This window comes from Ornithinimicrobium faecis (genome assembly GCF_023923225.1).
Lineage (GTDB): Bacteria > Actinomycetota > Actinomycetes > Actinomycetales > Dermatophilaceae > Ornithinicoccus > Ornithinicoccus faecis.
The window spans coordinates 1181170-1192739 of the sequence record NZ_CP099489.1 but is presented as its reverse complement, the minus strand read 5'-3'; the positions used below and the strand labels follow the sequence as shown (position 1 = coordinate 1192739).

13 protein-coding genes are annotated in these 11570 nt (G+C 69.8%); 8 read left to right on the top strand and 5 right to left on the bottom strand.

Going from position 1 to position 11570, the window contains the following annotated elements; genetic code table 11:
* Nucleotide 1 precedes the first annotated feature (1 nt).
* Genes NF556_RS05605 through NF556_RS05595 form a run of 3 tightly spaced genes read right to left on the bottom strand, consistent with a single transcriptional unit; the run spans nucleotide 2 to nucleotide 2364 of the window.
* The gene (locus tag NF556_RS05605) at nucleotides 2-685 is read right to left on the bottom strand and encodes a response regulator transcription factor (protein ID WP_252594506.1); all 684 of its coding nucleotides are present in this window, start codon (nucleotides 683-685) and stop codon (nucleotides 2-4) included.
* A 10-nt stretch (nucleotides 686-695) separates the two neighbouring features.
* Entirely contained in the window at nucleotides 696-1541 is an 846-nt protein-coding gene (locus NF556_RS05600) for an enoyl-CoA hydratase/isomerase family protein (RefSeq protein WP_252594505.1), read from the bottom strand.
* A 10-nt stretch (nucleotides 1542-1551) separates the two neighbouring features.
* A complete protein-coding gene (locus tag NF556_RS05595; RefSeq protein ID WP_252594504.1) occupies nucleotides 1552-2364 on the bottom strand; it encodes a biotin--[acetyl-CoA-carboxylase] ligase in 813 nt (270 codons plus the stop codon).
* Between the two features lie 109 nt (nucleotides 2365-2473).
* Here NF556_RS05595 and solA point away from each other — a divergent pair, with 109 nt between their 5' ends.
* The 6 genes from solA (at nucleotide 2474) to NF556_RS05565 (ending at nucleotide 7750) form a co-directional block, all read left to right on the top strand.
* A complete protein-coding gene (gene solA / locus NF556_RS05590) occupies nucleotides 2474-3616 on the top strand; it encodes an N-methyl-L-tryptophan oxidase (protein WP_252594503.1) in 1143 nt (380 codons plus the stop codon).
* 24 nt (nucleotides 3617-3640) lie between these two features.
* A complete protein-coding gene (locus NF556_RS05585) occupies nucleotides 3641-5248 on the top strand; it encodes an acyl-CoA carboxylase subunit beta (protein ID WP_252594502.1) in 1608 nt (535 codons plus the stop codon).
* The gene (locus NF556_RS05580) at nucleotides 5245-5532 is read left to right on the top strand and encodes an acyl-CoA carboxylase subunit epsilon (protein WP_252594501.1); all 288 of its coding nucleotides are present in this window, start codon (nucleotides 5245-5247) and stop codon (nucleotides 5530-5532) included. The genes NF556_RS05585 and NF556_RS05580 overlap by 4 nt, the downstream gene beginning before the upstream one ends.
* A 400-nt stretch (nucleotides 5533-5932) precedes the next feature.
* Nucleotides 5933-6481 carry a Uma2 family endonuclease gene (locus NF556_RS05575; RefSeq protein WP_252594500.1) on the top strand — a complete coding sequence of 183 codons (549 nt, stop codon included), beginning with the start codon at nucleotides 5933-5935 and terminating at the stop codon, nucleotides 6479-6481.
* Between the two features lie 127 nt (nucleotides 6482-6608).
* Nucleotides 6609-7379 carry an alpha/beta hydrolase gene (locus NF556_RS05570; protein WP_252594499.1) on the top strand — a complete coding sequence of 257 codons (771 nt, stop codon included), beginning with the start codon at nucleotides 6609-6611 and terminating at the stop codon, nucleotides 7377-7379.
* Between the two features lie 29 nt (nucleotides 7380-7408).
* Complete coding sequence (locus tag NF556_RS05565) at nucleotides 7409-7750, top strand: DUF2200 domain-containing protein (RefSeq protein ID WP_252594498.1); 342 nt, start codon at nucleotides 7409-7411, stop codon at nucleotides 7748-7750.
* Between the two features lie 3 nt (nucleotides 7751-7753).
* On the opposite strand, the gene NF556_RS05560 is transcribed toward NF556_RS05565, so the two are convergent.
* Nucleotides 7754-8455, bottom strand: coding sequence for an MOSC domain-containing protein (locus NF556_RS05560; protein ID WP_252594497.1), 702 nt, complete (start codon nucleotides 8453-8455; stop codon nucleotides 7754-7756).
* 35 nt (nucleotides 8456-8490) lie between these two features.
* Nucleotides 8491-8916 (bottom strand): PPOX class F420-dependent oxidoreductase, encoded by a 426-nt coding sequence (locus NF556_RS05555; protein WP_252594496.1) that lies wholly within the window; start codon nucleotides 8914-8916, stop codon nucleotides 8491-8493.
* 59 nt (nucleotides 8917-8975) lie between these two features.
* On the opposite strand from NF556_RS05555, the gene NF556_RS05550 reads away from it, so the two are divergent.
* Both NF556_RS05550 and NF556_RS05545 read left to right on the top strand, forming a co-directional pair.
* The gene (locus NF556_RS05550) at nucleotides 8976-10661 is read left to right on the top strand and encodes a DUF885 domain-containing protein (protein ID WP_252594495.1); all 1686 of its coding nucleotides are present in this window, start codon (nucleotides 8976-8978) and stop codon (nucleotides 10659-10661) included.
* 2 nt (nucleotides 10662-10663) lie between these two features.
* A complete protein-coding gene (locus NF556_RS05545) occupies nucleotides 10664-11491 on the top strand; it encodes a MerR family transcriptional regulator (RefSeq protein ID WP_252594494.1) in 828 nt (275 codons plus the stop codon).
* Nucleotides 11492-11570 lie beyond the last annotated feature (79 nt).

The following is an 11570-nucleotide window of genomic DNA, read 5'->3' as shown; positions in this document are numbered from 1 at the left end:
GCTAGCTCTCCGGCTCGTTCTCGAACCGGAACCCGACCCCACGCACGGTGACGATGTGCTTGGGATCAGCGGCGTCGTCACCGAGCTTGCGGCGGAGCACGGACACGTGCATGTCCAGGGTCTTGGTCGAGCCATACCAGGCGGAGTCCCACACCTCGCGCATCAGGTCCTCGCGGGAGACGACGCGGCCGCCCTCGCGCATCAGCACGCGCAGCAGGTCAAACTCCTTGGCGGTGAGCTGCAACTCCTGGCCACCAAAGAAGGCACGGCGCGCCTGAGTGTCGATCGAGATGGGGCGCTCCTGGTCGTCCTCGCGCCCCTCGCCGCCACGGCGCAGCAGCGCCCGCACCCGGGCGAGCAGCTCGGCGAGCCGGAACGGCTTGGTGACATAGTCATCGGCGCCCGCGTCGAGCCCGACCACCGTGTCCACCTCGTCGCCACGGGCGGTGAGGATCAGCACCGGACTGGTGAGACCGTCCCGCCGCAGCTGGCGGCACACGTCGAGTCCGTCGACATAGGGCAACCCCAGGTCGAGGATCACCAGGTCCGGCGGCTGTGCCGCCGCGGTGGTCAGCGCCTTGCGGCCATCGCCGCAGACGTCCACGTCATAACCTTCTCGGCGCAGTGCACGCGCAAGTGGCTCGGAGATCGTTTCATCGTCCTCGGCCAGCAACACCCTCGTCATGGGGTTGATCTTACGTACCCGGTGCCGGGTTGCGCTGCACCCCGTCCTCACCGGGCCAGTTTGGGGTCCGCTTCTCGGCAAACGCCGCCACCCCTTCGGCACGGTCGGCCGAGAAGGCGGTGGCCCTCCAACAGGCGTCCTCGACCTGCAAACCGGTCTGCAGATCGACGTCCGCGCCAAGGCGCATGGCCCGCTTGGCGTTGCGCACGCCGATCGGGCTGTGGCCCGCCACGGTGGTCGCCAGCTCCAGTGCCCGGGCGCGAGCGCTGCCGGGGGTGACCAGCTCATCGATGATCCCGAGCTCGTGGGCCTCGGGTGCCGCAAGCTTGGCCGCGGTGAAGATCGCCTTCGCGGCGCGGGACCAGCCGATCCGCCGGGTGAGCAACTGGGTGCCGCCGCCGCCGGGGATGACCCCGACCGAGACCTCGGGCAGCCCGACCAGGGCGCCCTCCCCCGCGATGATCACGTCGCAGGACAGGGCGATCTCCAGACCGCCGCCGAGCGCAAACCCCTCGACTGCGGCAAAGGCCGGCACCGGCAGGTTGAGCACGCCGCCATAGGCCCCCTGCGTGATCGGGCGCTGGCGCATCAGGTCGGCGTCGGTGAAGCTGTTGCGTTCCTTGAGGTCGGCCCCGACACAGAACGCCTTGGGGTGTGTCGAGGTGACCACCACCGCGCGCACGCTCGGGTCGGCGGCGAGCTCGGCCGTGACCGCGGCGATCTCCTCGGCGAAGGCTGTGGAGATCGCGTTCATCGCCTCCGGCCGGTCCAGCGCCAGCTCGACCACGTGGCCGCCCTCGCCGTGCCGGATGACCTGCAGCATCGTCGGTGCTTCTGCGTTTGTCGTGGGGCTCATGGCGGCAAGGTTAACGAGCCGGTCGCACGTGGACGACGTCGCCTGCCAGGTGCACGGTGCGTCGCCCCCCACCCTCCACGACCAGGGCTCCGGAGTCGTCGAGCTCGACGGCGGTGCCGGTCCGGGTGCCTCCCTCGGGCAGGTGCACCTCGACCTGTTGGCCGAGGGTCGAGCACTTCTGACGGTATGCCGTGTGCCCACCACCCAGGTCCGTCACCAGATCGGCGAGCCGGGTGAGGTAGTCGCTGACCAGCTGCTGGCGCGCACCGTCGGGCAGCGGGGCGCCCCGGTCCCCGCCGCGGGCGAGCCGCCACGACGTCGCCGTCGGGACGGGGAGCTGGTCGCGCGTCTGGTCGATGTTGATGCCTGCGCCAACGACCACGACGGGCCCCGCTGGGGTGACGGGAATGGCCTGGGCGAGCACGCCACAGATCTTGTGCCACGGACCCACCTGCTCGTCCTCGCCCTGTCCCTGCTCGCCCTGTCCCCCCTCGCCCTGTCCCTGCTCGCGGACCAGGACGTCGTTGGGCCACTTGAGGGTGACGGGCACGGCATACGGGCTGTCCTCCAGCGCCTGCGCGACGGCGAGCCCGGTGACCAGGGGGACCCATCCGATCAGCTCCGGGGCCGGGGCGGGGATCACGACGGAGATGGCGACCGAGGAGTCCGGCGGCGCGGTCCAGGTGCGACCGCGACGGCCGAGGCCGGCGCTCTGGTGGTCGGCGACGATCACCCGCCCGGGGCGCGGGTCGCGGGCCGCCTCGAGGTTGGTCGAGTCGATGCTCGGGTGCCACTGCGGGCGCTCCCAGGAGATGTGCGTCACCAGGTCAGGCTAGGGCGCGGGTCCCTCGCTCCTCGGACGTGCCACCGGGAGGGGTGCCCTGCACCAGCACCGGTGCGGGACACCCGAGGTGTTCGGTATCCTCCGTGGCATGGCTGGTGAGCAGACCACCGATGTCGTGGTCGTGGGCCTTGGGGCCATCGGCTCCAACGCGACCTGGCGGCTGGCTCAGCGGGGTCTTCGCGTCATCGGCATCGATCAGCACGAGCCCGGCCACCCGTGGGGCGGCTCGCACGGCCGGACCCGCCTGTTCCGGGTCGCCTGCCTGGAGCACCCGGGCCTGGTGCCCATCGCGCAGCGGGCTCGCGAGCTGTGGCGCGAGCTGTCGGCCCTCAGCGGTCAGGAGCTGCTCCTGGAGACCGGCGGCATCATGATCGGGCCGCCAGGGTCACGGATCATCGAGGGCACCCTGACCGCCGCACGCGAGCACGACCTGCCGGTCGAGCAGCTCACGCCGGAGCAGATCGCCGAGCGCGCACCCGGCCACGCCCGGGTCGACCCCGGCGACATCGGGGTGTGGGACCCGGATGCCGGGGTCCTGCGTCCCGAGGCGGCGATCGTGGCCGCGGCAGAGGCGGCTCGCGCAGCAGGGGCCGAGCTCATCACGGGCCAGCGCGTGCAGTCCATCGAGGCCGACTCCGACGGCGTCACGGTCCGTCTCGCGGACCGTGACGTGCGGGCCGATCGGGTGGTGGTCGCGGCCGGACCCTGGCTGGCGAAGCTCGTCCCCAGCATCCCGCTGACGCCACACCGCTACGTGATGACCTGGTTCCGCGCCCGGGACGGCCACGACGCGAGCCTGGATCGGCTCAAGGTCTTCATCCGCAGCGCTCCGGGCTCGGACGAGTGGATGTGGGGGCACGGTGCCCTGCCGGGGGACCTGGCCAAGGTCGGCGACGAGTTCGACGGACCGTTCGAGGCGGACGACCCCGACGCCATCGACCGCGAGATCCACCCCGGGGAGACCGACCACATCGCGGGCCTGGTGGGCGCGACCTTCAAGGATCTCGAACCGGAGCCGGCCGAGCAGGTCACCTGCATCATGGCCCACACCCCCGATGGACAATTCGTCGTGGGCCCGTCCGACGACACGGGTCGCTTGATCGTCGCGGGAGGCTGCTCGGGGCACTCGTTCAAGCATGCCTCCGCGCTGGGTGAACTCGCGGCACAGTGGGCCCACGGTGAGGAGTTGTTCACCGAAGCGTCCTTCCTCGACCCGCGCAGGTTCGGCTGAGCGGCGCGAGATAAGTTGTCCCCCATGACCGCGGACCCCCAGGACGCCACCGGACCGGACATCCACACCACGGCCGGCAAACTCGCTGACTATCGCGAGCGCGTTGACGAGGCGGTGCACGCCGGCTCGGCGCGCGCCGTCGAGAAGCAGCACGCCAAGGGCAAGCAGACCGCCCGCGAGCGCATCGACATGCTGCTCGACGAGGGCTCGTTCACCGAGCTCGATGCCCTGGCTCGGCACCGCTCGACCGCCTTCGGACAGGACAAGAGCCGACCCTACGGCGACGGTGTGGTCACTGGCTACGGCACGGTCGACGGTCGCCCCGTCGCGGTCTTCGCCCAGGACTTCACGGTCTTCGGCGGGTCCCTCGGTGAGGTCTTCGGCGAGAAGATCGTCAAGGTCATGGACCTGGCGATGAAGGTCGGCTGCCCGGTCGTCGGCATCAACGACTCCGGCGGCGCCCGCATCCAGGAGGGCGTGGTGGCCCTCGGTCTCTATGCCGAGATCTTCAAGCGCAATGTGCACGCGTCGGGTGTCATCCCGCAGATCTCGCTGGTGATGGGCCCTGCCGCAGGGGGTGCGGTCTACTCCCCCGCGATCACCGACTTCGTCGTGATGGTCGACCAGACCTCACACATGTTCATCACCGGCCCGGACGTCATCAAGACGGTCACCGGTGAGGACGTCACCTTCGAGGACCTCGGCGGTGCCCGCACCCACAACACCGTCTCCGGTGTCGCGCACTACATGGGCAGCGACGAGGAGGACGCCATCGACTATGTCAAGGAGCTGCTGGCCCACCTCCCACAGAACAACCTGGAGGAGGCGCCGGTCTTCGAGGCCGAGGCCGCCCTGGAGGTCACCGACGAGGACCTCGCGCTGGACACCCTGGTCCCAGACTCGCCCAACATGCCCTATGACATCAAGGCTGCCATCACGGGAGTGCTGGATGACGGCGAGTTCCTGGAGGTCCAGGAGCTCTTCGCGCCCAACATCGTCTGCGGCTTCGGCCGGGTCGAGGGACGGGCGGTCGGCATCGTCGCCAACCAGCCGATGCAGTTTGCCGGCACCCTGGACATCAACGCCTCGGAGAAGGCGGCACGCTTCGTGCGGACCTGTGACGCGTTCAACGTCCCGATCCTCACCTTCGTCGACGTCCCCGGCTTCCTGCCGGGCACCGACCAGGAGTTCGGCGGCATCATCCGCCGGGGTGCCAAGCTCCTCTATGCGTATGCCGAGGCAACCGTCCCGTTGGTCACGGTCATCACGCGCAAGGCCTACGGCGGCGCCTATGACGTGATGGGCTCCAAGCACCTCGGCGCGGACATCAACCTGGCCTGGCCGACCGCACAGATCGCGGTCATGGGCGCCCAGGGTGCCGCCAACATCCTCTATCGCAAGCAGCTGGCCCAGGCTGCCGAGGAGGGCCGCGACGTCGACGCCGAGCGGGCCGCGCGGATCCAGGAATACGAGGACACCCTCGCCAACCCCTATGTCGCCGCCGAGCGCGGCTATGTCGACGCCGTCATCGCCCCGTCGGAGACCCGCCTGGAGATCACCAAGGCGCTGCGCACTCTGGCCACCAAGCGGGACACCCGGCCCCCGCGCAAGCACGGGAACATCCCGCTGTGAGCGCCCCAGAGGTTGGGACAGAGGACGGCCCAGAGGACAGCCCAGTGGACTCCGAGGAGACGACCGCGGTGCCCGACGAGCGCCCGGTCCTACGTGTCGTGTCCGGGCAGGCCACGCCCGAGGAAATCGCCGCCCTCGTCGCGGTGCTCAGTGCCGCCTCCGCGGGTGGCAACGGCGACGAGACACCGACCAGACGATCACTGTGGAGTGACTCCTCACGTGTGCCCGGAGCGCGCCCCACGCCCGGCCCAGGCGCCTGGCGCGCCTCCGCCCTCCCCCGCTGAGCCCAGCCGGCGGGGCTCGCTGGGCCCGGCCGGCCCTTGGTCGGCCTGATGCTGTGAAGCAGCGAAAGCGGCACGACCACATGCAGCTGCCAACCCACTGAGCCGCACAGCCGGGATGGACTGCCTCGGTCGCGCGGGATGTCGTCTTGGAGCCTCGAACGGTTCTGACAGCGTGAAATGGCAGGCTCCAAGAACCGTTTGCGGCTCCAAGAACCGTTTGCGGCTCCAAGATGGTCGGTGGTGGGTCGACGGCCCGGCATGCTCTCGGCAGTGCGGGGCGAGGCCGCTGAGCCCGGCCGGTGATCGCCCTGTGGATGACGAACGCCGCGGTGCTCCCCGTCCTGCCATAGTGGCCCGCGTCTAGTGGCGCAGGACGATGATTGGGGGCAGCATGGTGAGCGTGACCGTCACCTCGCACCCGGGCTCGTTGACCCGGGCCGACCTCGATGCGCTGCGCCCAGCTGAGGGATCGGAGCGCTATGAGTTGTTGGACGGGGCGATCCTGGTGACGCCCGGACCGGGTCGGTGGCACCAGGCCGTCGTCGTGGAGCTGACCGTGCTGCTGCGGACTCAACGCCCTGACGGATTCGTGATCAAGACGGCGCCGTTCGACGTCGCGCTCGCTGAGGACACGGTGCTGCAGCCCGACCTGCTGGTGACCCGCCGCGAGGACCTCACCGACAACGAGTTGCCCGGCGCACCGCTGCTGGCAGTGGAGGTCCTCTCGCCGAGCACCCGCCGCATCGACCGGCTCCTGAAGCGCGACCGCTTCGCCGCCGCGGGAGTGCCGTCCTACTGGCTCATTGATCCTGCAGAGCCGTCGGTCCGCGTGCTGGAGCTCGACGGAGACCACTACACCGACAAGCAGGTCGCGCACGGGGACGAGCCCGTCCGGGTCACTGCACCCTTCCCGCTCGAGTTCCGCCCCAGCGACCTCCTCCAGGAGTAGCCCCGTTGCCGCGGGGCCCACTTCAGTCCCTGTCCACCCCCCTGCCCGCTGGCTGAGCACACGTGACCACGAAATGCTACGGTTTCGTCGTATGTCGCGCCGGACGCTAGCTCTCACTATCGGGATCGTGCTGACTCTCGCGGCCTGCAGCAGCGGTGGGGACGAGCAGGAGGCGTCCTCACCGCTCACCACTGCCAGCTCGACGCCCACCACCACGGTCACACCCGCGGACGAGACCACCACCACCGCGGGAGAGTCCCAGGAAACAAGCGGCACGGAGAGCGAACAGCCTGCCGTGGCCTGCGACGCCGAGGGAGCCCGAGCGCTGGACCTGGTGGGCGACGGGGACGATGCCTTCCAGCTCGGGGAGGGCTCGGCCGGGGTCGTGCTGCTGCACCAGAACGACGGCAGACACTGCAACTGGGTGACGTTCGCCGAGACGCTCGCCGACGCCGGATATGCCGTGGTCGTGCCCGCTATGCGCAGCGGCGACTGGCCGCAGCCCGTGATCCCTGCCGCCGTCGCCCACCTGCGCCAGGAGGGTGCCGAGCACGTGGCGCTGGTCGGCGCCTCGATGGGGGGCACCTACGCCATCGCGGCCGCCCCCGAGGTGGACCCGCCGGTCGACCTCGTGGTCGCGATCTCGGCCCCGGACTTTTATCAGGGCAGCAGTGCGCGTGACGCGATCGGTGAGCTCGAACTGCCCGTGCTCTTCCTGGTCGCCGAGCACGACACCGGCCTGGTCCCCGAGGCGGAGTCGATGCTCGCACAGGCCCAGGATGGCGAGCTGTTCGTGCAGCCCGGCGCCGCCGCCCACGGCATCCGGCTGCTGGACACGGATCCGGCCTCGGCGCAACTGGTGCTGGACGCTCTGGCCACGCACCTCCAGGGACAGTGAGCCACGCACGGCCGTCGTAGAGTGACCCGATGAGCAGGATCTTTGGTGTCAGCTTTGCCTCGGTCTATCCGCACTACGTGACCAAGCTGGAGCGCAAGGGCCGCACGCAGGCGGAGCTGCACGAGGTGATCGTCTGGCTGACCGGCTTCGACGAGGCCACCCTGCAACATCACCTGGACGCCGAGACCACCTTCACCGACTTCTTCGCCCAGGCGGATCTCAACCCTCAGGTCACCCAGATCACCGGCGTGATCTGCGGGGTGCGCGTCGAGGAGATCGAGGACCCCCTGATGCAGCAGATCCGCTATCTGGACAAGCTGGTGGACGAGCTGGCCAGGGGCAAGGCGATGGACAAGGTCCTGCGCGGCTAGCTGTCAGGCAGGGCGCCGCCCGGTGCGACGCTCGAAGGACTCGGCCAGCTGAGCCAGCTCCTCACCGGCCAGCACCTCGGAAGCGATGACCTGCTCGACCAGCTCCAGATCTCCGGTGAGCGCCCGAAACAGTTGCGGCACAGTGATTCCGTGGTCCGGCACCGAGGTCACCGTGATGGCGTCGTCAGTGTGAATCTGTCCAGGGACCTCGACCGCACAATAGGCACCGGTCAGCCCGCGGGCCGTGAACCGCTTGATCCACTGCCGCTCCCCGAGGTGACCGGCGAAGGTCCGGCACGGGATCCGTGGCCCGGCCACCCGCAACACGACACCCGGTGAGGCTGGATCACCCACTGCCAGAGACGATCCCACGACCAGGTCGTCGACGGCGAAGTCAACCGTGGTGACGTTTTCCCCGAAGATGCCCGAGCGCAGCGAGCGGCCCGACTCGATCTCCCACCAGTCGAGCTCCTCGCGGGCGAACAGATAGACGGCCTTGTTGTCGCCGCCGTGGAAACGCTGGTCCCCGATGTGGTCGCCGACGACGCCGCTGCCCAGGCCGCCCACCTTGGGGCCGGGCGCTCGCACGCTCAGCGAGCTGACGGCATACTTGTCGATCCCTGTTATGCCCCCAGGGGCACTGGTGTGGTCGGTCGCCACCGCCTTGCCGATGTTCAGGGACAGAACCCTGGGCGCTGTGGGCATGGGCGCTGTGGACACGGGCGCTGCCGTGACCCGGCTCAAGCCGGGAGGATGCCGTAGGAATGGGTGGCGACGACGCTCAGCACCACCCGCTGCTCGGCGACCATCGCGGCGCGATACTCATCCCAGTCCGGGTGCTCACCCGCCACGGTGCGATAGAGGTCGACGAGGGCATCACCGGCGGCGTCGTGCGGGTCCGTCGTGACCTCACTGAAGCTCGCGTCACCGTCGACCACCAGGTATTCCCAGCGACCGCCGGCCACCAGCAGGGTGGCGCGCGGGTCGCGCTGCAGATTCTTGAACTTGGCCCGGGTGGCGGTGATCGAGATCCGGAAGGTGTCGGAGCCGGGGTCAAAGTGATAACTGACCTGGGACAGCTGGGGGCGACCGTCCCGTTTGATGGTGGCCAGACTCGCCAGCTTGTGGGCGGTCAGGAAGTCGCGGTGCGCGTCAGTGAGGGCCATGGGTTCACCGTAGCGAAAGCGCATGGAAGTCCACCCAGGCCCTGGGATAGCGTCGACCCGTGACTGAGACCACGAGCCGTCCCCAGACCGACATCGACCGCATCGCCGAGGCACATCTGGAGGCGAGCATCGCGCTGAGTCCGATGAACGCCACCTACATGGGGGTGCCGGGGCGCACCGACGAGCTGGACGACTTGTCCCTGGAGGGCTACCGCGCCTACGTGGTGCTCAACCAGGAGACCCTCGCCCAGCTCGACGGCGCTGTCCCGGTGGACGACGTTGACAAGGTCACCGTCGCCGCGATGCGCGAACGGCTGTCGCTGGAGGTCGAGGGACTGAACCGCCTGCTGGAGGGCGCGGACCCGGTCGAGCTCAACGTGATTGCCTGCCCCGTGCAGTCCGTGCGCGACATCTTCGACATCATGCCCAAGGAGACCGAGCAGGACTGGGGCGTCATCACCCGTCGCCTCCGCGCGGTGGGGCCGGCCTTCGAGCAGTATGCCGAGTCGCTGGCTCACTCTGCCGGGCACGGCTCGGTCCCCCCTCGCCGTCAGGTCGAGCGGGTGGCCGAGCAGTGTGCGGACCAGGCCGGGGACGCCTCCACCTACGGCGCCCTGGTGGCCGAGGCCCAGGAGCAGCCCGCGGAGGTCCGCGAGGACCTGGCTGCGGCGGTCGAGGAGGCCAAGGGTGCCTTCGGACGGCTCGGCGCCTATCTGAGCGAGCAGCTCCTGCCGCAGGCGCCGGAGTCGGACGCCGCGGGGGTGGAGCGCTATCGGCTGGCCTCCCGCCAGTTCCTCGGGGCGGAGATCGACCTCGAGGAGACCTATGCCTGGGGCCTGGAGGAGGTCGCCCGCATCGACGCGATGATGCTGGACACCGCCCAGACCATCAAGGAGGGCTCGACGGTCAAGGAGGCGATCGCGGTCCTGGACGCCGACCCGACCTACACGCTCAAGGGCACCGACGCGCTGCGCGAGTGGATGCAGGAGAAGGCCGACGCGGTCGTGGACGACCTGGCCGACAGCCACTTCGACGTCCCCGAGCCGGTCCGTCGCATCGAGTGCATGATCGCGCCGAGCCAGACCGGAGGCGTCTACTACACCGGGCCCAGCGAGGACTTCTCCCGGCCGGGGCGGATGTGGTGGTCAGTGCCCAAGGGCGCCACCGAGTTCACCACCTGGCGTGAGCTGACCACCGTCTATCACGAGGGGGTCCCGGGGCACCACCTGCAGATCGGGCAGACCGTCTATCGCGCAGAGCTGCTCAACCGGTGGCGCCGGCTGGCGTCCTGGACCTCCGGCCATGGCGAGGGGTGGGCGTTGTATGCGGAGTGGCTGATGGCCGACCTCGGCTACATGGACGACCCCGGCAACCGGATGGGGCTGCTCGACGGCCAGGCGCTGCGCGCCACCCGCGTGGTCATCGACATCGGGGTGCACTGCGGCTTCGAGGCTCCGCAGGAGGTCGGCGGCGGCGAGTGGACCTATGACAAGGCGTGGGAGTTCCTCAACAACCACACCAACATGGACGAGGGCTCGGCCCGCTTCGAGCTGGACCGCTACCTCGGCTGGCCGGGACAGGCCCCGGCCTACAAGATCGGTGAGCGCCTGTGGCTGCAGCTGCGCGACCAGGTGCGTGAGGCCGAGGGCGACTCCTTCGACCTCAAGGCCTTCCACCGCCGGGCTCTGGACATCGGCGGTGTGGGCCTGGACACGTTGCGTCAGGCGGTCCTCGGCGAGCTCTGAGCGTGGACACCGGAGCCGGCCCGGGCGGTCAGCTGACCACGGGTGCCTTCGCACGGACCACCGGGCTGTCCGCCAAGGCGCTGCGGTTGTATGACTCCTCTGGTCTGCTGGTGCCCGCCCAGGTCGACCCGCACTCCGGTTACCGCTACTACGCGCCGGCGCAGGTCGACCGGGCCCGGCGGATCGCCTTGCTCCGGCAGGCCAACATGCCATTGGCCAGGATCCGCGTGCTGCTCGAGGCCAGCGACGCGGAGGCTGCGTTGCTGCTCGGACAGTGGTGGGCCGAGCAGGAGGATGAGACCTCCCAACGGGCCGGCCTCGTGGCCTACCTGCGGGACGCGCTGCTCGAGCGCCCCGGGCCGACCTTCCCCGTGCAGTCGCGGCACGCGCAGGAGCGGACCCTGGCCACCGTCACGGCACGGGTCACCCAGCACGCCCTGGTGGAGACGATCATCGGGTTGCGGCTGCGACTGCGCGAGCACCTGCAGCACACCGGTGCGATCCACGGCGAGGAGCACTGGGTGCTCTATCACGGGGTCGTCACCCCGGACGGCGACGGACCGATCGAGGTCTGTGTCCCCTACGAGGGCACGGCCGCTCCGTCGCGAGAGGTCGTGCTGCGCGTGGAGCCGGCACGCCAGGAGGCCTTCGTCGAGCTCACGGCGGCGCAGTGTCGCTATCCCCCGATCCTGCACGCCTATGCCGCCGTGGAGCAGTGGGTCGGCCAGCACGGCCAGCCGGACGGACCGCCCCGCGAGATCTATCCGGTCGCCTGGGACGACCGCCCCGGTGCCGGGACGGTCGCCGAGATCGTGCGGCCCTACCGCTAAACCATTTTCATAGCGGTTTCGTACACCCCTCCCGCCTTTTCGTAGCGGTTTCGTACACCCCTCCCGCCTTTTCATAGCG